Below are 24,896 nucleotides of genomic sequence, written 5' to 3'. Positions count from 1 at the left end.
CATGATTGTTGGCATTGGCGTAGACGTCGTAGACATTGAGCGGTTCGGCCGTCAGCTGGAGCGGACACCGGGCCTTCGGGACCGGCTGTTCGTCCCTGCCGAGCGGGAACTGAACACCCGGTCCCTGGCCGCACGCTTTGCCGCCAAGGAAGCGGTGGCCAAGGTTCTGGGGGCCCCGGCCGGCATGAACTGGCAGGACTGCTGGATCGGACTGGACCAGAACGGACCCACGGTCCAGGTCAAGGACACAGTGTTGGCCGTGGCCGAGGCAAAGGGCGTTAAGCGCTGGCACCTCTCCATCAGCCACGACGGCGGGATTGCAACGGCCACCGTTATCGCCGAGGGCTGAGCGCAGCTCCGTTTGACGGTCCCCGCACCAACCGAGCACCGATTGGACTGAACCATGATCAGCGCCTACACCGGAAGCCAGATACGCCAGGCTGAAAAGCCCTATCTCAGTGCCGGTGCGGGCGCTGTTCTGATGCAGCGGGCCGCCTATGGGCTGGCGAACGCGGTGGTCCGCGAACTGAAAACACGCGGGATCCGCCCCTACGGCGCCAGCGTGGTGGTGCTCGCCGGAAAAGGCAACAACGGCGGAGACGGCTTGTTCGCCGCGGCCATGCTTGCCGGCCGCGGAATGCGCGCGACGGCGGTCCTCACAGCCGGTGAGGGGCACGCCGGCGGCCTTGCGGCACTGGAACGCGCCGGCGGGCGCCTCCACTGTCTCTCGGAGTACAACGTGGCCGAGCTGGCAGCAACAGCCGCGCGCGCCGACGTCGTGATCGATGCGGTCCTGGGAACAGGGGCCCAAGGCGGACTTCGCGGCCCCGCTGCCCAGCTCGTGGAGCGGCTTCAGGGCAATCGGGCTGCGGTTGCCGGATTCGTGGTTGCCTGCGACATCCCCAGTGGCGTGGACGCTGACACCGGCGAGGCCAACGCCCCGGTTCTCACGGCGGCGCTCACCGTCACCTTCGGCGGCGCCAAGGCCGGACTCCTGGCCGATCCCGGAGCCGACCACGCGGGCCGGGTGGTGGTGATTCCCATCGGCATCGAGGACGAACTGCCGGAACCGGCGCTGCGCAGGCTCGAGACGGCCGACCTGGCCCGTCTGCTGCCCCAGCCCGCCCGCCGCTCCCACAAGTATTCCCGCGGAGTGGTGGGGGTAATCGCCGGCTCCCAGGCCTACCCCGGCGCCGCCGTGCTGGCCTGCCGGGGAGCCCTCGCCGCTGGGGCGGGAATGGTGCGCTACCTGGGGCCGCAAGAACCCACGGAGCTGGTCCGCCACGCGTGCCCGGAAGTCGTATGCGGACCCGACAACGTGGCCGACGCCCACGTCCAGGCATGGGTTGTGGGCTCCGGCATTGCCGACGATGCCCACGAACAGCTTCAGCGGGTGCGGGACGCCGTGGACACCGGGCTCGCTGTGGCCGCCGACGCCGGCGCGCTGCCGGCGCTGCCCGAGGCGCTGGCACCGCACGTGGTGCTCACACCCCACTCCGGAGAGCTGGCCCGGCTGATGGAACGCTACGGGGCAGAACTTGGGCGCGCGGGCGTGGATGGTTCAACCCTCGCCGCCGTGCGCGGAGCCGCGGCACGGAGCGGAGCCACCGTGCTCCTCAAGGGCGCCACCACCCTCGTGGCGGCTCCCTCCGGCGCGGTCTTCAGCCAGGCGGAGGCAACCCCCTGGATGGCCACCGCCGGAAGCGGCGACGTGCTCGCCGGCATCCTCGGCTCGCTGCTGGCGCAGCACGGCGACAGCGAGGCCGCTTTTGCCGCCTGCGGCATCGCCGCGGAGCACAGGTGGGCCGCGCTTGGAGCCCTGGCCGCCAGCCTGCACGGCCGCGCGGGTTCGCTCGCATCGGCGGGCGGCCCGGTGACAGCCGGAGCGATCGCCCACAGCGTCCCCGAGGTGATGCGTTCCTTGTAACTAAGCCGCCGGTTGCGCCCACAGCATAAGTACTAAACCTACTTACTAGTAGTCTGTCTAGAGATAATCCGCACGCACGAGGAGAACACATGGAAGTCTGGCCCGGATCGGCATACCCGCTGGGAGCCACTTTTAACGGCACCGGCACGAACTTTGCGCTATTCAGCGAGAAGGCCGACAAGGTGGAACTGTGCCTCTTCGATGATGCCGGAACCGAAACCCGGATCGAACTGCTGGAGGTGGACGGCTACGTGTGGCACTGCTACCTGCCGCACATCCTGCCGGGCCAGCGCTACGGCTACCGTGTCCACGGACCCTACAACCCGGAGGCAGGCGAACGGTTCAACGCGAACAAGCTGCTCCTGGACCCCTACGCGAAGGCAGTCCACGGCCAGATCGACTGGGACCCCGCACTGTTCTCCTACAACATGGGAGACCCGGAGTCGCGGAACGACGCCGACTCAGCTCCGCACATGATGATGGGCGTGGTCATCAACCCGTTCTTCGACTGGGAGGGCGATCATAACCTCCGGATTCCGTACCACAAATCCGTCATCTACGAGGCGCACGTCAAGGGCCTGACCGAACTGCACCCCGAGGTGCCCGAAGACCAGCGCGGCACCTACGCCGGCGTGGCGCATCCCGCCGTGGTCTCCCACCTGCAGAAGCTGGGCGTCACGGCCATCGAGCTGATGCCGGTGCACCAGTTCGTCAATGACGGCATCCTGGAAGACAAGGGCCTGAACAACTACTGGGGCTATAACACCATCGGTTTCTTCGCCCCGCACAACAGCTACAGCTCCACCGGCGACGCCGGCCAGCAGGTCCAGGACTTCAAGGCCATGGTCCGCTCGCTGCACCAGGCCGGCATCGAGGTCATCCTGGACGTGGTGTACAACCACACCGCCGAAGGAAACCACCTCGGCCCCACCCTCTCGTTCAAGGGCATCGACAACGCCGCCTACTACCGGCTGGTTGACGATGACCTCAAGCACTACATGGACTACACGGGCACCGGCAACTCCCTGAACGTCCGCCACCCGCACTCGCTGCAGCTGCTGATGGACTCCCTCCGTTACTGGGTGACCGAGATGCACGTGGACGGCTTCCGGTTCGATCTCGCCTCCACGCTGGCCCGCGAATTCTATGACGTGGACAAACTGTCGACGTTCTTCGAACTCATCCAGCAGGACCCGGTGGTGTCCCAGGTCAAGCTCATCGCCGAGCCGTGGGACGTGGGACCCGGCGGCTACCAGGTGGGCAACTTCCCGCCCCAGTGGACGGAATGGAACGGCAAGTACCGCGACACCGTCCGTGATTTCTGGCGCGGCGAACCGGCAACCCTGGGCGAGTTCGCCTCCAGGATCACCGGCTCGGCCGACCTCTACGAGCACTCCGGCCGCCGGCCCGTGGCGTCCATCAACTTCGTCACCGCCCACGACGGCTTCACCCTGTCCGACCTTGTCTCCTACAACGAGAAGCACAACGAGGCCAACGGCGAAGACAACAACGACGGCGAGTCCCACAACCGCTCCTGGAACTGTGGAGCGGAGGGCCCCACCGAGGACCCGGTCGTCCTCGGACTGCGGGCCCGCCAGCAGCGCAACTTCATCGCCACGCTGCTCCTTTCCCAGGGCGTCCCGATGCTCCTGCACGGGGACGAGATGGGCCGCACCCAGCAGGGCAACAACAACGGCTACTGCCAGGACTCGCCACTGACCTGGGTGAACTGGGATGCCGTTGACCAGCCCCTCGTGGAGTTCACCGCCGCGGTCAACGCGCTGCGGCATAAGCACCCCACTTTCAGGCGCAGCCGCTTCTTCGATGGAAGGCCGGTTCTGCGTGGCGAAGGCGAGCGGCTGCCGGATATCGAATGGCTGGATGTTGACGGCAGCACCATGAAACCGGAGGACTGGGACAGCGGGTTCGGCCGTTCCGTGGGCATGTTCCTCAACGGCGACGGGATCCAGGGCCGCGATGAGCGCGGCCGGCGCATCACCGACGTCAACTTCGTGCTCTACTTCAACGCGCACGACGACGAAGTGAAGTTCACGCTGCCCTCGGACGAGTACGCCCCGGCCTGGGACATCATCATCGACACCGCCGGGCACAACGCCGACACCGAACCGGTGGACGCGGGCGGCATCCTTCCCGTGGACGCCAAGTCCCTCGTGGTGCTCCGTGCCCACAGCGTGCCGGAAGTTGAACCGGACCACTCGGTGGCTGCCTCCCTGGCGGCGCTGTCACAAACCACCACCAGTGAAACCGCCGCCTTGACCAGTCCGATCATCCCGGAACGGGCGCACACCAAGAAGGTCACGTCGAAGGGCAAAACAGCAGAATGAGGACACCCGCCTCCACGTACCGGCTCCAGATCCGCCCAGGGTTTACGCTCCAGGATGCCGCCGACACGGTGGAATACCTGCACAACCTGGGTGTGGACTGGGTCTACCTTTCCCCCATCCTCACTGCCGAGAAGGGCTCGGACCACGGCTACGACGTGACCGACCCTTCCAAGGTGGATCCCGACCGCGGCGGCCCCGAAGGCCTGGCCGCGCTTTCCCGGGCTGCCCGGGATGCGGGGATGGGAGTGCTGGTGGATATCGTGCCGAACCACGTGGGGGTGGCGTCCCCGCACCAGAACCCCTGGTGGTGGTCGCTGCTCAAGGAAGGCCGGCAGTCGCCGTACGCTGAGGCGTTCGACGTCGACTGGGACTTCGCGGGGGGACGCGTCAGGCTCCCCGTTCTGGGCAGCGACGACGACCTGGACAAGCTCGAAGTCCGCGATGGCGAACTGCGGTACTACGACCACCGGTTCCCACTGGCGGAGGGTAGCTACACCGCCGGGGACGATCCGCGCGACGTCCATGCCCGGCAGCACTATGAGCTCATCGGATGGCGCCGTGCGGACTATGACCTCAACTACCGCCGGTTCTTTGCGGTCAACACGCTTGCTGGCATCAAGGTGGAGGTCCCGCGGGTATTCGACGAGGCCCATGCCGAGGTCCTCCGGTGGTTCCGCGAAGGCCTGGCCGACGGACTGCGGATCGACCACCCGGATGGCCTGGCCGATCCCGAAGGTTACCTCCGCCGGCTCCGCGAAGCCACGGGAGGCGCCTACCTGCTGATCGAGAAGATCCTGGAGCCGGGGGAGGAGCTGCCGGCCTCCTTCGAATGCGAGGGAACCACCGGTTACGACGCCCTGGCGGACGTGGACCGGCTCTTTGTTGATGCCGAGGCGCAGAAGGCCCTGGATCAGCTTGACGGCAGGCTGCGCGGTGGGGAGCCAGCCGATTACGAGGACATGATCCGCGGCACCAAGCGCAGGATCACCGACGGGATCCTGCATTCGGAGATGCTCCGGCTGGGCCGGCTGCTGTCGGCCCGGTCGGCGCCGGAACCCGAGGTGGCTGCCGACGCGATCTCCGAGATCATCGCAGCCTTCCCCGTCTACCGCACCTATCTGCCCGAGGGCGCGGACATCCTCCGGGAGGCCTGCGCGCTCGCCATCCGGAGGCGCCCCGACCTCGGCAGCGCCGTGCGGGACCTGGAGCCGTTGCTCCTGGACGCCGGCTCCCCGCTGGCCATCCGCTTCCAGCAGACCTCCGGCATGGTCATGGCCAAGGGCGTGGAGGACACCGCGTTCTTCCGCTACACGCGCCTGGGCACCCTGACCGAGGTGGGGGCGGACCCCACGGAGTTCGCCGTGGACCCCGAGGAATTCCATCGCCGCATGGCGCTGCGCGAATCCCGGCTGCCGCTCTCCATGACCACGCTGAGCACCCACGACACAAAGCGCAGCGAGGACACCAGGGCGCGGATCTCGGCGATATCGGAGTTCACCTCCGAGTGGGAACGTGCACTGGGCCGCTTCCAGGAACTGGCGCCGCTGCCCGACGGCCCGCTGGCCAGCCTGCTGTGGCAGGCCATCGCCGGCGCGTGGCCGGCGGACCGTGACCGCCTGCAGATGTATGCCACCAAGGCCGCGCGGGAGGCCGGGAATTCCACCGACTGGCTGGACCCTAACGCGGCGTTCGAGGAGAAGCTGGCTGCCGCCGTCGACTCCGCCTTTGACAATCCGAAGGTCCGCGCGGAGCTCGACGCGTTCGTGGCGCTCCTTGAACCGTACGGCGCCTCCAACTCGCTCTCGGCAAAACTGGTGCAACTGACCATGCCGGGCATCCCCGATGTGTATCAGGGCAGCGAGTTCTGGGACCGGTCGCTGACGGACCCCGACAACCGCCGCCCGGTGGACTTTGCCGAACGGCGGCGCGCCCTCGCCGCGATCGACGCCGGTGAGCGTCCGGCGTCGGCCGGGGAAGACGCCGCCAAACTCCTGGTGACCTCACGGGCCCTCCGGCTTCGCCGGGACCGGCCCGAGCTGTTTGCCGGCTATGCGCCGGTGGCGGCGACCGGGGCCGCAGGCGGACACCTGGTCGCGTTCAGCCGCGGCAGCGACGCAGGCGCCGGGGGTGCCATCACCCTCGCCACCCGGTTGCCGCGCCGGCTCCAACAGGCCGGGGGATGGCGGGACACCGCCGTTACCCTGCCCGCCACCATGACCGATGAACTCACGGGCACCAGCTTCGGGCCGGGCTCCGTGGATGTGGCCGAAGTCCTCCGGGCCTACCCCGTGGCCCTGCTGGTGCCCGCCAAGTGAATCCGGCGGCCAAACGAACCTGGCCGCCAAACGAATGGAGCAACGCATGACACTGCCTGTAAGCGCCGCTGCGCGCTTTGATGTGTGGGCGCCGGAAGCCGGCTCCATCACGCTGCTCGCTGACGGGACGAAGTTCCCCATGAGCCGTCGGACGGATGGCTGGTGGACGGCCGAGGGCGCCCCCGCCGGGGACGACGTCGATTACGGCTACCTGCTGGGGACGGACACCATCCCGGTGCCTGACCCCCGGTCACGGAGGCAGCCGGACGGCGTCCACGCGTTGTCCCGCACCTTCGACCCCGCAGCCCACCAGTGGCAGGACGGGCAATGGCAGGGCAGGGAGCTGCAGGGGGCGGTCATCTACGAGCTCCACCTGGGCACCTTCACCCCGGAGGGAACACTGGAGGCCGCCGCCCGGAAGCTGGACTACCTGGTGGAGCTCGGCGTCGACTTCGTGGAGCTCCTGCCGGTCAACGGTTTCAACGGCACCCATAACTGGGGTTACGACGGTGTGCTCTGGTACACCGTCCATGAGGGCTATGGCGGCCCAGCCGCCTACCAGCGCTTCGTCGACGCGGCGCACGCCGCCGGCCTGGGCGTCATCCAGGACGTGGTCTACAACCATCTGGGTCCCAGCGGAAATTACCTGCCCAGGTTCGGTCCCTATCTTAAGTCCGGGGAAGGCAACACGTGGGGTGACTCGGTCAACCTGGACGGCCCCGGCTCCGACACCGTGCGTCAGTACATACTCGAGAACGCCGCCATGTGGCTTCGCGACTACCATGTGGACGGCCTGCGCCTCGATGCCGTGCACGCCTTCAAGGACGAGCGGGCCGTTCACCTGCTGGAGGAGTTCGGGGCGCTGGGCGACGCCGTGTCCGCCGAGACAGGGCGTCCGGTATCCATGATCGCCGAGTCGGATCTGAACAACCCGCGCCTGCTCTACCCGCGCGGCGTCAACGGGTATGGCCTCGAAGGGCAGTGGAGCGATGACTTCCACCATGCCGTCCACGTGAATGTCAGCGGCGAGACCGCAGGCTACTACGGCGACTTCGACTCGCTCGGCGCGCTGGCCAAGGTCCTGCGGAACGGCTTCTTCCACGACGGCTCCTACTCCAGCTTCCGCGGGCGCCACCATGGCCGGCCCATCGACTCCGGGCTGGTCCGTCCCGCAGCACTGGTGGTGTGCAGCCAAAACCACGACCAGATCGGCAACCGCGCCACCGGCGACCGGCTCTCCCAGTCCCTGCCGTACGGGCCCTTGGCGCTGGCCGCTGTGATGACGCTGACCTCGCCGTTCACCCCCATGCTTTTTATGGGCGAGGAATACGGCGCTTCCACACCGTGGCAGTTCTTCACCTCCCACCCGGAACCGGAACTCGGCAAGGCCACCGCGGAAGGAAGGATCCGGGAGTTCGAACGCATGGGGTGGGATCCCGCCGTCGTGCCCGATCCCCAGGACCCGGAAACGTTCACCCGGTCCAAGCTGAACTGGTCCGAGGCCGGGGAGGGCGACCACGCCCGTCTCCTGAACCTCTACCGGGCACTGACGGCGCTGCGCCGGGCCACTCCGGAACTGGCCGGGCTGGGCTTCACCGAGACCTCGGTGGCCTTCAGCGAGGACGAGCGCTGGCTGCTGTTTGGCCGCGGACAGGTGCAGGTGGCGTTGAACTTCTCCGCCGACGAACTGCAGCTGCAGGTCCCCGAGGGGACCCTGAAGCTGGCAACGGACGACGCCGTGTGCCTCGACGGCGGCCAGCTCTCGCTGCCCGGGCACTCGGCCGCCGTTTTCGCCGCCAGCGCATGACCACATGATGGATGCCGGCCCCGGGCGGTTCCCGGGGCTGGCAGGATGAAGGGTATGACTTATTCGGCAGCGGAGAACCGCTATGAATCCATGCCCTACCGCCGCGTCGGACGCAGCGGGCTGAAACTTCCCGCCATTTCCCTTGGCCTCTGGCACAACTTCGGCGACGACAAGCGTTTCGACGAACAGCGCGCCATCCTGCGCCGTGCGTTCGACCTCGGCGTCAACCACTTCGACCTGGCCAACAACTACGGCCCCCCGGACGGGTCCGCGGAAACAAACTTCGGCCGACACCTAAAGGACGATTTCAAGCCCTACCGGGACGAGCTGGTTATCTCCACCAAGGCCGGTTACTACATGTGGCCCGGCCCGTTCGGGGAATGGGGCTCCCGCAAGTACCTCCTCTCCAGCCTGGACCAATCCCTAACGCGCATGGGACTGGACTACGTGGACATCTTCTACAGCCACCGGCCGGACCCCGAAACCCCGATGGAAGAGACCATGGGCGCCCTGGATCATGCCGTGCGCTCGGGCAAGGCCCTGTACGCGGGCATCTCCTCCTACACCCCGGAGCAGACCATCGAGGCCGCGCGGATCCTGAAGGAACTGGGCACCCCGCTGCTGATCCACCAGCCCAGCTACTCCATGCTGAACCGCTGGACCGAAAACGGTGCGCCCAACCTGTACGAGGTCCTGGAGCAGGTGGGCGCCGGTTCCATCGCGTTCTCCCCGCTGGCCCAGGGCATGCTCACCTCCCGCTACCTCAAGGGCATCCCCGCGGATTCGCGGGCAGCCAAGGACCGGTTCCTGTCCGAATCGGCCATCACGGAGGAGAAGCTGGACCGGGTGCGCGGGCTGCACGACATCGCGGCGGACCGCGGCCAGTCCCTGGCGCAGATGGCCGTGGCCTGGATCCTCCGCGACCAGCCCAGGGGCACGCCGGTGACCTCCGCGCTGGTGGGCGCCTCCAGCGTCCGCCAGCTAGAGGACACGTTGTCCGCCATTGACAACCTCAAGTTCTCCGCCGAAGAGCTCAGGGCGATCGACGAGTTCGCCGTCGAATCCGATATCAATCTCTGGGCGCAGAAGTAACGTAATACACGCGCCGGGGCCGGCCGGGAACAACCGCGGCCCCGGCGCCGTTAGTTAGAATGCAAGGGCGCCGGATGGCGCCGTGCCCATCAGCCGCCGTCGCGCACCAGAGTGCGGCCGCGCCGGGCACTGAAGTTTGTTCTCAAAGGAGTTCCGTGTCTTCAAATCCGATTCGTGTTGCAATCGTCGGTGTGGGTAACTGCGCCGCTTCGCTGGTCCAAGGCGTCCACTACTACCGGGATGCCGACCCCAAGGCCACGATTCCGGGTCTGATGCACGTGGAGTTCGGCAAGTACCACGTCAACGACGTGGAGTTCGTTGCAGCCTTCGACGTGGACGGCAAGAAGGTCGGCGTTGACCTGGCCGACGCCATTCTGGCCAGCGAAAACAACACCATCAAGATCGCCGACGTCGAGCCCACCGGTGTGACCGTGCAGCGCGGCCACACCCTGGACGGCCTCGGTAAGTACTACCTCGAAACCATCGAGCAGTCCCCGGAGGAGCCGGTCGACGTCGTCCAGGCCCTCAAGGACGCCAAGGTTGACGTGATGGTCTGCTACCTGCCGGTCGGGTCGCAGGAAGCCGCCGAGTTCTACGCCCAGTGCGCCATCGATGCCGGCGTTGCGTTCGTCAACGCCCTGCCGGTCTTCATCGCCGGGACCAAGGCATGGGCCGACAAGTTCACCGCCGCCGGTGTGCCGATCGTGGGCGATGACATCAAGAGCCAGATCGGGGCCACCATCACGCACCGGGTAATGGCCAAGCTCTTCGAGGACCGCGGCGTCACCCTGGACCGCACGTACCAGCTGAACGTCGGCGGCAACATGGACTTCAAGAACATGCTCGAGCGCGACCGCCTCGAGTCAAAGAAGATCTCCAAGACGCAGGCCGTGACCTCCAACGTGGAGGCCGAGCTGGCCGCCCGCGACGTCCACATCGGCCCGTCCGACTACGTCCAGTGGCTGGACGACCGCAAGTGGGCCTTCGTCCGCCTCGAAGGCCGTAACTTCGGCGACGCCCCGGTTTCCCTCGAATACAAGCTCGAGGTCTGGGACTCGCCCAACTCCGCCGGCGTGATCATCGACGCCATCCGCGCCGCCAAGATCGGCCTGGACCGCGGCATCGGCGGCCCGCTGCTCTCCGCGTCGAGCTACTTCATGAAGTCCCCGCCGGAGCAGTTCAACGACGACCTCGCCCGTGACAAGGTGGAGGCCTTCATCCGCGGCGACGTGGAGCGCTAAACCCGCGCCCCGTTCCCGCGCCCTGCCCCTCCCGGTTGCCCTATCACTCCTGGTCCCCAAGACCACGGCTTAGCCGCCCCAAGTGATAGGGCAACCGGCGGTTAATGACCGCGGAGGGCATGCCGGACCCTGCGCACGGCACTGCGGAAATCGTCCGCCAGATCGTCGGCATTGAACTTGAAATACCGCCAGCCCGCGGCGTTGAACGATTCGTCGCGGCGATTGTCGCGGGACTGCTGTTCGCGCGAGAGGTGATGGCCGCCGTCGTACTGGATGGCCACCCGATGTTTGCGGTAGCCGAGGTCCGCAGCGGGTGAATACGGGTCCTCCGGGACAATCCGCAGCTCCGGTTCCGGAAGGCCGGCGGCGGTCAATGCCAGGCGCAGGAACGTCTCGGGGGCGGAGTCGGCGCCGGGCCGGATGAGTTCCGCGGCCTCGCGGGCCTTCACGATTCCCTTGAGCTTGGGGTGGCGCCTCAGCATTTGGTGCAGCTGCGGAAGTGTTGCCCACGGCTCCGTGCGGCCCTCGAGTTCCGGACGGGGCCGTCTGATCACTTGGTCGCCCACGGCCACCAGGTCTTCCAACGGCACGATGCGGGCCAGGTCCAGCCAGGTTCTTGCCGGGGTGGAGATGCGGATGCCCTCCAGCACAGTCACTTCATCCTCAAACGCCAGGACTGTATGCCCCACAACACCCTGGCGCCGAACCGGGGGCAGCGCCTTGGGCTTACTCAAATGCAGCTCCGGACATCCGCGGTACCAGGACGGAAGCCACAGTCCCTGCAGTGTTGCGGCCGTCAAATGCGAGATCCACGCGCCCGGCGTCGCAGCCGAGAGCGCCCGCGCCAGGCCGCGCAGCTCAAATTCCCATCCGGCGGGCAGATACAGGAGCCGCCCCGCCGTGGTGAGGTCGGACGAACGGAGCCGGGCCGCGCTCAGGCTGGCGGCCCGCGCCTCATGGACGGTGAACGGGGCTGCAGACAGATGGGCCGGGAGGGACGAGGGTGCTCGCATGCGCCCCATTGTTGCTTGAATGCCGCGGCGCCGCAGAAGTTATCCACACCCCCTGTTGCGCTATCACTTGTGGTCCCCAACCAGCCGGAATGGCAGCCACAAGTGATAGCGCAACGGGGGAGGGACGGGGACGGGGTGGGTCGGGGGGAAGGCTAGAAGAGGCCGATCGGCTGGCCTGCGTCGTCGACGTCCATGCGCATCGCCGCGGGGACCTTCGGCAGCCCGGGCATGGTCATCACGACGCCCGTCAGCGCCACGATGAAGCCCGCGCCCGTCTTGGGGATGAGGTCGCGCACGTGCACCGTGAAACCCTTCGGGGCGCCGAGCTTGGTGGCGTCGTCGCTGAAGGAGTACTGCGTCTTCGCCATGCAGACCGGCATCCCGGACCACCCGTTCTTCTCAATTTCCGCCAGGCGCTTCAGTGCCGGGACCGAGAAATCGACTCCGTCGGCCCCGTACATCTCCTGCACAATGGTGCGGATCTTCTCCTCCACGGACAGCTCCAGCGGATACAGGTGCCGGAAACGGTGCGGCGTGTCGAGGGCAGCCAGGACCTTCGCCGCGAGCTGGTCGCCACCGTCGCCGCCCCCGCCACGGCCCCACACATCCGCCACGGCGGCCGGCACGCCCCCGGCAGCGCACCAGTCCAGCAGCCAGTCCAGCTCCTCCGCGGTGTCGGTGGCGAATTTGTTGATGGCCACCACGGGGATGATGCCGAACTTCTCCACGTTCCGGATGTGCCGCTGCAGGTTGGCCACGCCGGCAGCCAGGGCCTCGACATTGGGTTCCTTGAGCCGGTCCTTGGCCACCCCGCCATGCATCTTCAGCGCCCTGACGGTTGCCACGAGCACGACGGCGGACGGTGCCACATCCGCCACCCTCGCCTTGATGTCCATGTACTTTTCGGCGCCCAGGTCAGCGCCGAAGCCCGCCTCGGTAACCACGATGTCCGCGAGCCGGCGGGCGGTCTGCGTGGCGATCAGCGAGTTGCAGCCGTGAGCGATGTTGGCGAACGGGCCTCCGTGCACCAGGGCCGGCGTGCCCGCGATCGTCTGCACCAGGTTGGGCTTGATGGCGTCCTTGAGCAGCAAGGTCAGGGCACCCTGGACGCCCAGATCCGCCACTGTCACCGGCTCACGGTTGTAGGTGTAGCCGAAGGTGATGCGCCCCAGCCGGGCCCGCAGGTCCGGGATGTCCGTGGCCAGGCAAAAGACGGCCATGACCTCGGAGGCCACCGTGATATCGAAGCCGTCCTGCCGGGGAACCCCCTGTGCCGGGCCGCCCAGGCCGATCACCACTTCGCGCAGTGCCCGGTCGTTCATGTCCAGCACCCGTTTGAACGTCATCCGGCGCGGATCGATGTTCAGTTCGTTCCCCTGGAAGATATGGTTGTCCACCAGCGCCATCAGGGCATTGTTCGCGGAGGTGATGGCGTGGAAATCGCCGGTGAAGTGGAGGTTGATCTCATCCATGGGCAGCACCTGGGAGAAGCCTCCGCCGGTGGCGCCGCCCTTCATGCCGAGGATGGGGCCAAGGGAGGGCTCCCGCAGCGCGATCATCACCTTGCGTCCGGCGCGGGCCAGCGAATCGGCCAGCCCCACAGTGGTGGTGGATTTGCCCTCTCCGGCCGGGGTGGGCGACATCGCGGACACCAGCACCACTTTGCCTGGCGCCTTGGCCGGAGTCGTGAGCCTGGCGGGATCGATCTTGGCTTTGTAGCGCCCGTAGAACTCCAGCGCCTCGGGGTTGATGCCCGCGGCGGCCGCGACTTCCGCGACCGGCCTCATCACGGCCCGCTGTGCGATCTCCAGGTCACTCAACACGTTGTTCGGGTCAGGCATCTTTGTCCTTCAGTTCGTGGCTTCAGGGGATGCGCCATCCCGCTCCCGGGGAGCCGGGCCGGCGCGGCCCGGCTTACGGCGTGTGGCCCACCGGGATTCTGCGGTTTCCAAGGTACTGGTCGACGGCGGCATGGTAACTTTCCAGCGTAATGGCGGCGGTCCGCTGCCAGCCGAAGCTCTGGGCGTGAAGGGAGGCGGCGCGTCCCATGTCCTGCCGGGTTCCGGGATCGTCATGGAGGGCTTCCAAGGCGTCGGCCCAGTCCGCGGCCTTGTGCCCGTCCACGAGCAGTCCGGTCCTGCCGTGGAAGATGGCCCGCGAGAGCCCGCCCACCCGGGTGGCGACTACCGGCGTCCCGCAGGCCTGGGCTTCCAGCGCCACGAGGCCGAACGATTCGCTATAGGAGGGCATCACGACGACGTCGGCGGACCGGTACCAGCCGGCCAGTTCGGGCGCGTTGACCGGCGGGTGGTGCGTGACGACGTCGTTTATTCCGGCGTTGCCGATCAGGGACTTCAGATCGAAGTCCCTGGCGCCGCTTAGGGCACCGAGGATGGTGATCTGGAGGTCGATGTCCGGGCGGCGGGAACGGAGCAGGGACGCGGCCTCGATCAGGATCTGCGGGCCCTTGAGCCGCTGGATGCGGCCGGCGAACAGGAGATGGAACTTCCCGGGCGGCACGTTGTGTTCCGCACGGGACCGGCTGCGGAAGGCGGGCGTGAACACTGTGAGGTCCACGCCGGGCGGGGCAACGTCGATGTGATCGAAGTCCGCGTTGTAATGCGAGACCAGCTCGGCGGCTTCGGCGCCGGTGTTGGCGATCAGCCGGGCCGCGCCCTCCACGATGCGGTGCTCACCGTCCTCGCGTCGCCGCGGCTCCGGCTGCTCTCCGGAGTTCAGCAGGAGGTTCTTGACCTTGGCCATGGTGTGCATGGTGTGGACCAGCGGAATGTCCCATAATCTGGACAGCTCCAGCCCGGCAACCCCCGATACCCAGTAGTGGGAATGGATGAGGTCGTAGCGGCCGTGCGGCTGCCGTTGGCGGATGCGCTCAATCTCGGCCACCATGCTGTGCAGGAGTTCGGGCAGCTCCTCCTTGGGCAGTTTCCGTGGGGGGCCGGAAATGACGTTGTGGACGCAGACGCCGGGATCGGGATGTTCGACGGCGGGCTGTCCGGACGAGGTGGAGCGCGTGAAGATCTCCACCTCCACCCCCAGTTCGGCCAGGGCCGAGGCCAGTGCCCGGACGTACACGTTCATGCCCCCGGCATCTCCGGAGCCGGGCTGTTCCATGGGCGAGGTATGCAGGGAGAGGAACGCGACTCGGCGGATCAAAGCCACTGGCTCTCCTTACTGGTGACGGAACTGCATTCGATAAAACAGTACTCCGGGCCAGGGCTTTGACGCCGTGCGTGAGGGCGTTGTCCCGCGGCGCCGAGGCGTTCCACCACCCGGCGCCGCGCCACCTTGGGCGTCATGTGGCGTGCGGGAAGCCCTAGCTGCCCAGGAAAGAGTTTTCGCCCCCGGCCCGCCAGAGCTGTCTCAGCCCGGGGAATTGCGCCTCGTAGCCGGCCAGGAGAGCCACTGCCAGTTCCTCCGAATCGACGAGCGGGTGCCTCGCGAACGCCTGCAGCGCGGCGTCGCGCTGCCCGTACGTGGCTGCCCGCACCGTCAGTTGTTCCACTTCCTTGACCCGCTGCATAAGCGCCAGTTGCGCCGCGGCCGGGCGGTCCTGCGGAAGCGGCGCCGCGCCGTCCCGCGTCACCCGGCAGGGGACCTCGACGACGGCGCCGGCGGGAAGTCCCGGAATGGCTGGCACCGCCCGGCCGGCGTCGGGCGTCGCCTGCGACGGAACCGAGTTTGGCGTGTTCAGGATCAGTTCCGTGTCGCCGCGGCCGGACAGCGCCTGCATGACGGCCAGGGCAACGCGCTCGTAGCCGCCCCCCGCGAGACCTTCCTCATTCCGGTGCCCGCCGCCGGTGCGGGCCTCGGCCAGATAGCCTTCCTCCCGGGACAGGCGGGCCGCATCCCAGAGCTCATAGGCCCGCAGGCCGGCGGCGGCGAGCCGGGGGTACAGCTCCGTCTGCTGCTCGTGGATGGACTCGCCGCGGGTCCGGTGCATGGACCGGATGGCGCCGGTGGCCCGCTCTGTTTCGTAGTAGTAATACAAGTATTCGTTCGGCAGGGACCCCAAAGCTGCGAGGAACGGCTGGGGAAAGAGCCGGCCTTCCTCGAACGTGGAGAGCGCGTGAGCGTCAGCCAGAAGGCCGGGCAACAGGTCCCTGCCGCCGGACTCCAAACGATAAAGCCAGCCGAGGTGGTTCAGCCCGTAGTAGCCCACGCCGTCGAGCCGACCACCGGGCAAGGGAGCGCCGGCTGCCCTGGCTGCCCGCGACACCAGGCCGCTTGCCGAGTCGCAGATGCCTATCACTGCTTTACCGAGCACTGGAACGAGGGCCTCGGTGACCATTCCGGCAGGGTTGGTGAAATTGACCAGCCACGCAGCGGGGCAGTGGCGCCTCATCGCATGGGCAAGTTCGAGCATCGCGGGGATGGACCGCAGGGCGTAGGAGATACCGCCCGCCCCGGTGGTCTCCTGGCCCAGCAGGCCGAGGTCCAGGGGCACACGTTCGTCGGCGGTCCGGCCGGCCGTCCCCCCGGGACGGATGGCCGCGAACACCACGTCGACGCCGGCCAACGCGTCAGGCAGCGACGTCGAGGTGCGCACCGGAGGTCCGGGGGTTGTGGCGTCGAGGGCGGCCAGTACTGCTTCGATCGCAGCCAGCCGGCCGGGGTCCACATCGAAGAGCACAAGCTCCCGGACGAGCCCCGCGAACGGGCCCGTGGACAGCGCGCGGTAAACCAGGGGCACCCGGAACCCGCCGCCGCCGGCAATCATGAGGCGCATATCAGGAAGTCTATTCCGCGCCCCTCAAGCGGGACCCTTTGCACGGCTGGTGGGAGGGCGTAGTCTGCCGGACATGGACGCGATACCCGAGCGGCGGTTCGATCCGCTCTCAGCCGTCCGCACCCCCGCGGCCGGCGCCTTGGACCTGCTCCTGACCGGAACGGTGTTCCAGGACATCATCTTCACCGGCCTTCCACACGCGCCCGAGCCGGGCACCGAGATCTGGAGCGAGGGGATGGGCAGCTGCCCTGGCGGTGTGGCGAACCAGGCCATCGCCGCGGCGCGTCTGGGGCTCCGGACAGGGCTCGCGGCAGCCTTCGGGGACGACGGCTACGGGGACTACAACTGGAAGATCCTCGCGGCCCAGGAACACGTGGACCTTTCCCTGTCCCAACGTGTGGCCGGATGGCACTCACCTGTCACCGTGTCCCTTAGCGTCAATCATGACCGGTCCATGGTGACCCACGGGCATCCGGCACCGGTTAGCTCATCGGAGCTGATCGGCCCGCCGCCGCCTGCACTGGCCGCCGTCGCGGATCTCACCGAGGAGCTCGAGCCCTGGGCAGTGGCCGCTCACGGCGCCGGGGTCAAGCTCTTCGGCGACGTCGGGTGGGATGCCAGTGGCAAGTGGTCTCCCGGACGGCTGGAGAACCTGCAGTACTTCCATGCCTTCATGCCCAACCAGCGCGAGGCCATGGCCTTCACCAATAAGGAGACGCCCTGGGCGGCGCTCTATGCGCTCGCGGACAGAGTGCCCGTGGCGGTGGTGACGCTTGGTCCACAAGGCGCCATGGCCGTGGATTCCGAAACGGGGGAAGAGGAATGGGTGCCGTCGCTGCCGGTCACCGCGTTTGACCCCACGGGAGCGGGTGACTGCTTTGGGGCCGCGTTCATCGTGGGCACCCTGGCGAGCTGGCCGCTGGCGGACAGGCTGCGGTTTGCCAATCTGTGCGCCTCGCTGGCCGTCCAGGAAGTGGGAGGGTCCCTGGCCGCTCCGGGCTGGGGCGACATCGCCGACTGGTGGAAGCGCGCCAACGCCCGGCCCGAACGTCAAACCAGCCAGTGGCTGCGCCGGTTCAGCTTCCTGGAGGACATCGTCCGCGATGTTCCCCCGCAGGCGCTGCGCCGGGCAGCGGCCACCATCGCCCACCTGTCCGACGCTTAGCTCCCACGCGGGAACGACGCCGGGGGCCACCCGGGCAAGGCCGGGCTCAGGGCCCGAATTAAGCCACCCGCACGGGCGCCACTAGAATCACTAGAGTGACTTACCCAGCAGCAACAGGTGACTTCCGCCCCCTATCAGATGCAGCGCCGGAATCCGATGCCGCGTCTGGACCCGTGGCCGAACGGTCCGCGGTCATTGATCTGGCGGCAATTCGGCACAACGTGCGCCATCTGGCTGCAGTGGCCTCCCCGGCTCAGGTGATGGCCGTGGTCAAGGCGGACGCCTATGGCCATGGAGCTGTTCCGGTGGCGCGGGCTGCCCTCGAAGCGGGCGCGGGCTGGCTGGGGGTGGCCCATATCTCAGAGGCGCTGGCGTTGCGGGCCGCCGGGATCGAGGCGCCGCTGCTTGCCTGGCTTCACACTCCGGACAGCAACTTTGGCGCGGCCGTTGCCGCCGGAATCGACATCGGATGTTCCGGCTGGGAGCTGGACAGGATCGTCCTGGCTGCCCGGGAGCAGGAGCGCCCTGCGCGCATCCACTTGAAAGTGGACACGGGCCTGGGCCGCAACGGTGCCACCATGGACGCCTGGGACAGCCTGGTGGGGGAGGCCATGGAATACCAGGACGAGGGCCTGCTGCGCGTGGTTGGCATTTTCTCGCACCTGGCGGTGGCCGATGAACCTGACCGCCCCGAGACCGACGAGCAGCTCGCCGTTTTCCGCGAAGCGCTGGCCATCGCCGCAGACGCCGGCGTGGATCCCGAGGTCCGGCACCTCGCCAACACGCCGGCCACCTTGTCCCGCCCGGACACGCACTTCGACCTGGTCCGCGTGGGCCTGGGCATCTACGGCCTCTCGCCGTTTGAGGGTCAGGCGCCGGCCGAACTGGGACTACGTCCGGCCATGACGGTGCGCACGCTGGTGTCCCATTGCAAGGACGTCCCGGCCGGTCAGGGCGTCTCCTACGGGCTCAACTACCGGACAGGCGGCGCCAGCACGCTGGGCCTGATCCCGTTGGGCTATGCGGACGGCGTGCCGCGCGTGGCCACCGGCGGCCCGGTGCGCGTTGACGGCCGTAACTACCCGGTGGTCGGCAGGATCGCCATGGACCAGATGGTGATCGATCTTGGACCCCGCGGGGTGTCCGCCGGTGGGAGGAGCCTGCTGGGAGCTGAAGCGGTGCTCTTCGGCGACGGCTCCGACGGCGGCCCCACGGCGGAGGACTGGGCCCGCGCCGCCGGAACCAACAACTACGAAATCGTGACCCGGATCAGCCCGAGGGTCCCGCGCCGCTACATCCATGAGCAGGCGGCCGCCGCCGAAAGGTCAGAGCCATGAGCTCCCCGCAGTGGGAACTCGCGTTGAAGGTGCAGACGGCAGAGCAGACCCATGCCCTCGGGGCGGCCCTGGGTGCCGGGCTTGAGGCAGGGGACCTGATCATCCTGACGGGTGAGCTGGGCGCCGGCAAGACCACGTTCACCCAGGGACTGGGCGAGGGGCTGGGAGTGCGGGCCGGCATCATTTCGCCCACGTTCGTGCTGGTCCGGATCCATCCCAACCTTCCTGACGGGCCGCGGCCGGGTGGCCCGGACCTGGTGCACGTGGACGCATACCGGTTGGAAACGGCCGCCGAAATCGACGACATCGACCTCGAAAACACCATGGACAGCGCCGTTACGGTGGTGGAGTGGGGCCGGGGGCGGGTGGAGCATCTAAGCGAGAGCTGGCTGGAGGTTGAGTTGCACCGCCCGTTGGGCAGCGCCGCCGGGGACCAGGCAGCCGGCGTCGTGCTGGATTTTGATACGGACGACGACGACGAGCCCCGCACCATTGTGATCCGCGGCTTCGGGTCGCGCTGGGTTCAGCAGCCCGCGCTGCCCGCAGCCGTGAGAGGGAAATCCTGATGCTCATCCTTGCCATTGACACCTCCGCCGTGGCCAGTGCGGCGCTGGTTTCTGACCTGGCGCCGGAGGGTGTGGTGGGCAGCTTTTCCACCGAGGACACCCGCAGCCACGCCGAAGTCCTGGCCCCGGGCATCCGGGACCTGCTCGCCGACGCCGGCGTGGGGGGCACGGACATCGATGCAATCGTGACCGGGGTGGGGCCCGGACCTTTCACCGGCCTGCGCTCGGGAATCGCCACGGCCCGGACCTTGTCCTTCGTCTGGGGAAAGCCCCTGTACGGCATGATGAGCCTGGATGCCATGGCCCTGGAGGTCGCGGAGTCCACGGCGGCCGTTCCGGAATTCATCGTGGCCACCGACGCGCGCCGCAAGGAAGTGTACTGGGCACGGTACGTGCTCAGTGACGGCCAGCTTCCCCACCTCGTCGACGGCCCGCATGTGGGCTTCGCGGCGGACCTCCCGGACCTCCCGGCCTACGGCGCCGGGGCAGGACTCTACGAGGACGTGCTCCGCGCGGATCCGGACTTCAGCGCCGAACAGCCCGACGCCCTCTACCTCGGGCAATTCGCGCTGGCCCGGCTGGCCGCGGGGCAGCAGTTGCTGGACTCCACGCCGTTGTACCTCCGCGAATCCGACGCCCAGGTGCCCGGCCCCCGGAAGCGGGCACTGTGAGCGGCGAGGGCGGTGCTGCCCGGACAGGAGTGAGCCTGCGCAACATGGACACGGCCGATATCCCGGCCGTGCACACGCTGGAACGCCGGCTGTTTCCGGTGGATGCGTGGCCCCGGCAGATGTTCCACGACGAACTTGCCCAGAGCCAGACGCGGCACTACGTGGTGGCCGAGACCGGCGGGAGGATCGTGGGCTATGCCGGGCTGATGTGCATCGAACCCATTGCGGACGTGCAGACCATCGCCGTGGTGCCCGAATTCGAAGGCCAGGGCATAGGCTCCGCGCTGTTGACCGAGCTGATCGCCGAGAGCCGGCGCCGGCATGCCGCGGACGTGCTGCTCGAGGTCAGAGCCGACAACCCCCGGGCGCAACAGCTCTACCGCAGGTTCGGGTTCGAGCAGATCCACGTCCGCCCCCGTTATTACCGCGACGGTGTGGATGCCCTCATCATGCGGCTGCAGCTGCAGGACGACCCCGGGTCTGAGGCCGCGCCGGAGCCTGAATCATCCGTACAAATCCTGTCAACGGAGGCAGACTAACCATGAACCGAACGCAGCCGCTGGTGCTGGGGATTGAGTCGTCCTGTGATGAGACGGGGGTGGGAATTGTCCGCGGAACAGCCCTGCTCACCAACACGGTGTCCTCCTCGATGGAAGAACATGTCCGGTTTGGCGGCGTCATCCCGGAAATCGCCTCCCGGGCGCACCTGGACGCCTTTGTCCCGACCCTTCAGGAGGCCTTGGCCGAGGCAGCGGTGACCCTGGATGACATCGACGCCATCGCCGTCACCTCCGGACCCGGACTGGCCGGCGCCTTGATGGTGGGGGTGTGCGCCGCGAAGGCGCTCGCCGTCGCCACCGGAAAGCCCCTCTACGCCATCAACCATCTCGTGGCCCACGTCGGAGTGGGCTTGCTGGGCGCCGGAGCCGGCGGGGAGGCTCAGCCCGGCGCTGGGGCACTGCCAGAAAACCTCGGCGCCCTGCTGGTGTCCGGCGGCCACACGGAGGTCCTTAGGATCCGGAACATCACGGACGACGTCGAACTGCTCGGCACCACCATCGACGATGCCGCCGGTGAAGCGTACGACAAGACGGCCAGGCTCCTGGGCCTCGGATATCCCGGCGGACCTGCCATCGACAAGCTCGCCCGCACCGGTGACGCCAAGGCCATCAGGTTCCCCCGCGGGCTCACGCAGCCCAAATATATGGGCACAGCGGAGGAACCCGGTCCGCACCGGTACGACTGGTCCTTCAGCGGACTCAAGACCGCCGTCGCCCGCTGCGTGGAACAGTTCGAGGCGCGCGGGGAAACGGTACCGGTGGCCGATATCGCTGCCGCGTTCCAGGAAGCCGTGGTGGACGTCATCACGTCCAAGGCAGTGCTTGCCTGCCGGGAAAAGGGCATCACCAGCCTGTTGCTGGGCGGCGGCGTGGCAGCCAACTCCCGGCTGCGCCAGCTCACCGAACAACGCTGCCGCGCTGCCGGAATCACCCTTCACGTCCCGCCGCTGGACCTGTGCACGGACAACGGCGCCATGGTGGCCGCACTCGGCGCGCAACTGGTAATGGCCGGGATCAGCCCAAGCGGTATCGGCTTCGCCCCCGATTCGTCCATGCCGGTCACCACGGTTTCAGCCTGAACGGCTGCTCCGCCCCGCGGTAATACAGGATCAGGCTTCGGGTCCCTTGCGCATCTGGTTGACCAGGTCCAGGACCACGGCGCGGAGGTCACCGCCGTGCTCGGCCGCCACCCGGCGCTGCCGTTGGTACCCGGCCCCGCGCTGGATGATCTTCTCGACGTCGGCCAGTTCGTCGGTGCAGCCCAGCTTCGCCGCCACCGGCTCAAGCCGTTTCAGCGTTTCGCGGAGGTGATCCGTGACGAGCATTTCGTTCCCCTGAGCATCGAGGATGATGATCGCCTCCAGGCCGTACCGTGCCGCGCGCCACTTGTTCTCCTGCACATGCCACGGCGGCATGGTGGGAATGGTGCCACCGTTCTCCAGCGTGGTGGAAAACTCATCCACCAGGCACTGTGTCAGGGCCGCGATGGCTCCCACTTCCTCCAGGGTGGCGAGGCCGTCGCAGATGCGCATCTCGATGGTGCCCAGGTTCGGTACCGGACGGATGTCCCAGCGGATCTCGGACAGGGTGTCAATCACCCCGGTAGTGAACATGTCCTGGACGTAGGACTCGTATTCCTGCCACGTGGAGAACTGGAAGGGCAGCCCGGCCGTGGGCAGTTGCTGGAACATCAGCGCGCGGTGGGAGGCGTAACCGGTGTCCTCGCCGCCCCAGAACGGGCTGGAAGCGGACAATGCCTGAAAGTGCGGAAAATAATTCACTAAGCCGTCAAGGACCGGCAGCACCTTGTCACGGCTGTCCAGTCCCACGTGGACGTGAACGCCGTAGATGACCATCTGGCGGCCCCACCACTGCGTGCGGTCAATCAGCTTGGCATAACGTGCTTTGTCAGTGACGGGCTGGAGCTGGGGCGGGCTGAAGGGGTGGCTTCCGGCGCAAAAGACCTCGACACCCATAGGATCGGTGACCTCGCGGACCGCCGCGAGTGAACTACTCAGGTCCGCCTTCGCCTCCGCCACGGTGGTGCAGATGCCGGTGACCAGTTCCACTGTGTTCAACAGGAGTTCCTGCTTGATGTGCGGGTGTTCGTCGTCCTCGTTGAGCTCGGGGTGCTTGGCGGCTACCCCGCGGAGGACCTCGTTGGCCACAGACGCCAGCTCTCCGGTCTCGGCGTTGACCAGTGCGAGCTCCCATTCCACACCTAGAGTTGATTGCCTGGATGAAGCGAAATCAATCTTCATGTGGTCCCTTCACTGTTCTGCTGCCCGTTGCCACAGCCGCTTCTGGCAGAACGGCTGGCTGGCAGGGCAACGGTGGTTCAAGTCTAGTGCAGGGGTAGCATCGAGACGGTGGCCAAGTTGCAGCGGACAAGTGACAGTATTCACAAGAAGACTCTCACCGCGGTGGTACTGGCTGCGGTGCTGGGTCTGATCAGCGTTACCTTCGTGTGTGACAGGACCCTGACGACGGCGGGGTCCCCGCCCGACGCGGCACCCCCGAGGGAGGCCGGGCATCTGTCCTCCACCGGTTCCCACGAGCAGGCGGACGCTTCCCAGCCGTTGGGCTGGGGGCCCCAGAAGCAGGACGCCGACGCCGCCATCCGCGCCGTGGCCTCCATGACCCTCGAGCAGAAAGCAGGGCAGGTCCTCCTGCCCTTCTATACCGGCTTGGACGAGAAGTCCCACGCCGCCACGGTGCAGCGCCTTCACCTGGCCGGAAGCATCATCATGGGGGACAACGTGCCGAAGACCGCCGAAGGCCAGGTGGACACCGCCGCCATGGCCGCGGTTGCGGCGCGGCTCAAGGGCTCCACGCAGGCGGACGGACGGACCTGGCCTGGGCTGATCGGCATTGACCAGGAAGGCGGCCTGGTGGCCAGGCTCAGGGCTCCCCTGACAGAGTGGCCCGCGCCCATGAGCTACGGAGCGGCCGGCAATCCGGCCCTGGCTGGCGAAACAGGGAAGGCCCTGGCCTCCGAACTCGGGGGTCTGGGCTTCAATGTGGACTTCGCGCCGGACATGGACGTCACCGCCGGGCCGCAGGACCCCACCATCGGCGCCCGCTCGATGTCCGGCAATCCCGATGCGGCCGCAGGGCTGGGCGTCGCGTTTTCGCAGGGAATGCTCGCTGCAGGCATGCTGCCCACCGTGAAACACTTTCCCGGCCACGGCTCCGTGACAGTTGATTCGCACGAGAACATGCCGGTGCAGAATGCCACCCTGGATCAACTCCGGAACCGCGACTGGAAACCTTTCCAAGCGGCCGTGGGCGCAGGGCTGCCCATGATCATGACCGGCCACATTGCGGTGCCTGCGTTGGAGCCCGGAGTGCCTGCCTCGCTGTCGAAACAAAGCTACGCAGCCCTGCGGGCCATGGGATTCAAAGGCGTGGCAGTGACTGATGCGCTCAACATGGGAGCCATCCAGAAGCAGTTCCCGGGTGAAAGTGCCGCTCCGCTGGCGCTGGGCGCCGGAGCCGATCTCCTGCTTATGCCGGGGGATGTGGCCCAGGCCCACGCCTCGATCATCACTGCCGTCAAAGCCGGCACCGTGCCCGCCGCCCGGCTTGATGAGGCGGCCACAAGGGTGGTCACCATGCTGATCTGGCGCGCCCGGGCCGGGGCCCCGCAGTCAGCGGCGCCGGGAAGCGGATCGGCCCTTTCGCAGCGGACGTCGGCCGCCGCCCTCACCGTCCTCGCCGGGCCGTGCCACGGGCCCATGGTGCCGGGCAGCGTGCGCGTGGCCGGCGGCTCCGAACAGGACCGGGCACGTTTTGCAGCCGCAGCCAAGGCGGTTGGCATCGGCATCGGAGACGGCCCGCTGGTGCGGCTGATCGGCTACCAGGACCCGCCAGCGGCCGCCGACGTCGCCGTGGCACTGGACGCGCCCTGGCCGCTGGCCGACTCCGCCGCTCCGGCCAAGGTGGCGCTCTACGGACGCAGCCAGGAAGCCTTCAACGCGCTGCTGACCGTTTTGGCCGGAAAGCGGACGGCTCCCGGGAAGCTGCCTGCCGCCGTCGGGCATTATGCTCCCGGAGCCGGTTGCGGATGATGCCACGGGCGGGTCCACATGCCGCGGAAAATCTGTCTTA

At 67.7% G+C, this 24,896-nt stretch carries 19 protein-coding genes; 14 read left to right on the top strand and 5 right to left on the bottom strand.

All coding sequences use genetic code 11. The features are described 5' to 3' along the window. Position 1: 1 nt before the first annotated feature. The 7 genes from ACP4XC_RS17835 to ACP4XC_RS17805 all read left to right on the top strand — a co-directional run bounded on the left by ACP4XC_RS17835 (position 2) and on the right by ACP4XC_RS17805 (position 10,727). A complete protein-coding gene (locus ACP4XC_RS17835) occupies positions 2 to 349 on the top strand; it encodes a holo-ACP synthase (RefSeq protein ID WP_427171997.1) in 348 nt (115 codons plus the stop codon). A 54-nt stretch (positions 350 to 403) separates the two neighbouring features. Then, the gene (locus tag ACP4XC_RS17830; protein ID WP_427171995.1) at positions 404 to 1,927 is read left to right on the top strand and encodes an NAD(P)H-hydrate epimerase; all 1,524 of its coding nucleotides are present in this window, start codon (positions 404 to 406) and stop codon (positions 1,925 to 1,927) included. A gap of 89 nt (positions 1,928 to 2,016) precedes the next feature. Next, complete coding sequence (gene glgX, locus ACP4XC_RS17825; protein WP_427171993.1) at positions 2,017 to 4,272, top strand: glycogen debranching protein GlgX; 2,256 nt, start codon at positions 2,017 to 2,019, stop codon at positions 4,270 to 4,272. After that, entirely contained in the window at positions 4,269 to 6,587 is a 2,319-nt protein-coding gene (gene treY, locus ACP4XC_RS17820; RefSeq protein ID WP_427171991.1) for a malto-oligosyltrehalose synthase, read from the top strand. The genes glgX and treY overlap by 4 nt, the downstream gene beginning before the upstream one ends. Positions 6,588 to 6,633: 46 nt before the next feature. Then, complete coding sequence (gene treZ, locus ACP4XC_RS17815; protein ID WP_427171989.1) at positions 6,634 to 8,394, top strand: malto-oligosyltrehalose trehalohydrolase; 1,761 nt, start codon at positions 6,634 to 6,636, stop codon at positions 8,392 to 8,394. A 54-nt stretch (positions 8,395 to 8,448) separates the two neighbouring features. Next, positions 8,449 to 9,486, top strand: a complete 1,038-nt coding sequence (mgrA, locus tag ACP4XC_RS17810; RefSeq protein ID WP_427171987.1) for an L-glyceraldehyde 3-phosphate reductase — start codon at positions 8,449 to 8,451, stop codon at positions 9,484 to 9,486. Positions 9,487 to 9,641: 155 nt separating this feature from the next. Beyond that, positions 9,642 to 10,727 (top strand): inositol-3-phosphate synthase, encoded by a 1,086-nt coding sequence (locus ACP4XC_RS17805; protein WP_427171985.1) that lies wholly within the window; start codon positions 9,642 to 9,644, stop codon positions 10,725 to 10,727. 101 nt (positions 10,728 to 10,828) lie between these two features. On the opposite strand, the gene ACP4XC_RS17800 is transcribed toward ACP4XC_RS17805, so the two are convergent. The 4 genes from ACP4XC_RS17800 to ACP4XC_RS17785 form a co-directional block, all read right to left on the bottom strand. Next, on the bottom strand, positions 10,829 to 11,740 hold the full coding sequence (locus ACP4XC_RS17800) for a DUF559 domain-containing protein (protein ID WP_427171983.1): 912 nt from the start codon (positions 11,738 to 11,740) through the stop codon (positions 10,829 to 10,831). A 152-nt stretch (positions 11,741 to 11,892) separates the two neighbouring features. Beyond that, positions 11,893 to 13,581 (bottom strand): formate--tetrahydrofolate ligase, encoded by a 1,689-nt coding sequence (locus tag ACP4XC_RS17795; RefSeq protein WP_427171981.1) that lies wholly within the window; start codon positions 13,579 to 13,581, stop codon positions 11,893 to 11,895. Between the two features lie 73 nt (positions 13,582 to 13,654). Further along, positions 13,655 to 14,920, bottom strand: a complete 1,266-nt coding sequence (gene mshA / locus ACP4XC_RS17790; RefSeq protein ID WP_427171979.1) for a D-inositol-3-phosphate glycosyltransferase — start codon at positions 14,918 to 14,920, stop codon at positions 13,655 to 13,657. 154 nt (positions 14,921 to 15,074) lie between these two features. Then, positions 15,075 to 16,487, bottom strand: a complete 1,413-nt coding sequence (locus ACP4XC_RS17785; RefSeq protein ID WP_427171977.1) for a 6-phospho-beta-glucosidase — start codon at positions 16,485 to 16,487, stop codon at positions 15,075 to 15,077. A 73-nt stretch (positions 16,488 to 16,560) separates the two neighbouring features. Between ACP4XC_RS17785 and ACP4XC_RS17780 the strand changes: the two genes are divergently transcribed. The 6 genes from ACP4XC_RS17780 to tsaD all read left to right on the top strand — a co-directional run bounded on the left by ACP4XC_RS17780 (position 16,561) and on the right by tsaD (position 21,865). Next, entirely contained in the window at positions 16,561 to 17,652 is a 1,092-nt protein-coding gene (locus ACP4XC_RS17780) for a PfkB family carbohydrate kinase (RefSeq protein ID WP_427171975.1), read from the top strand. Between the two features lie 95 nt (positions 17,653 to 17,747). After that, the gene (alr, locus tag ACP4XC_RS17775) at positions 17,748 to 18,989 is read left to right on the top strand and encodes an alanine racemase (RefSeq protein WP_427171973.1); all 1,242 of its coding nucleotides are present in this window, start codon (positions 17,748 to 17,750) and stop codon (positions 18,987 to 18,989) included. Next, a complete protein-coding gene (gene tsaE, locus ACP4XC_RS17770; RefSeq protein ID WP_427171971.1) occupies positions 18,986 to 19,555 on the top strand; it encodes a tRNA (adenosine(37)-N6)-threonylcarbamoyltransferase complex ATPase subunit type 1 TsaE in 570 nt (189 codons plus the stop codon). The genes alr and tsaE overlap by 4 nt, the downstream gene beginning before the upstream one ends. Then, complete coding sequence (gene tsaB / locus ACP4XC_RS17765) at positions 19,555 to 20,226, top strand: tRNA (adenosine(37)-N6)-threonylcarbamoyltransferase complex dimerization subunit type 1 TsaB (protein WP_427171969.1); 672 nt, start codon at positions 19,555 to 19,557, stop codon at positions 20,224 to 20,226. Before tsaE ends, tsaB begins: the two co-directional genes overlap by 1 nt. 44 nt (positions 20,227 to 20,270) lie before the next feature. Further along, positions 20,271 to 20,765, top strand: coding sequence for a ribosomal protein S18-alanine N-acetyltransferase (gene rimI / locus ACP4XC_RS17760; protein WP_427171967.1), 495 nt, complete (start codon positions 20,271 to 20,273; stop codon positions 20,763 to 20,765). Between the two features lie 2 nt (positions 20,766 to 20,767). Continuing rightward, complete coding sequence (gene tsaD / locus ACP4XC_RS17755) at positions 20,768 to 21,865, top strand: tRNA (adenosine(37)-N6)-threonylcarbamoyltransferase complex transferase subunit TsaD (protein WP_427171965.1); 1,098 nt, start codon at positions 20,768 to 20,770, stop codon at positions 21,863 to 21,865. Between the two features lie 30 nt (positions 21,866 to 21,895). On the opposite strand, the gene ACP4XC_RS17750 is transcribed toward tsaD, so the two are convergent. Beyond that, positions 21,896 to 23,047: a glutamate--cysteine ligase gene (locus ACP4XC_RS17750; RefSeq protein ID WP_427171963.1), complete on the bottom strand. Its 1,152-nt coding sequence runs from the start codon at positions 23,045 to 23,047 to the stop codon at positions 21,896 to 21,898. Positions 23,048 to 23,422: 375 nt separating this feature from the next. On the opposite strand from ACP4XC_RS17750, the gene ACP4XC_RS17745 reads away from it, so the two are divergent. Continuing rightward, positions 23,423 to 24,856, top strand: a complete 1,434-nt coding sequence (locus ACP4XC_RS17745; protein ID WP_427175153.1) for a glycoside hydrolase family 3 protein — start codon at positions 23,423 to 23,425, stop codon at positions 24,854 to 24,856. Positions 24,857 to 24,896: the final 40 nt, after the last annotated feature.

This window comes from Arthrobacter sp. 92 (assembly GCF_050260325.1).
Taxonomy (GTDB): Bacteria; Actinomycetota; Actinomycetes; order Actinomycetales; family Micrococcaceae; genus Arthrobacter.
The sequence above is the reverse complement of the archived record's forward strand: the minus strand, read 5'-3'. Positions and strand labels throughout refer to the sequence as shown.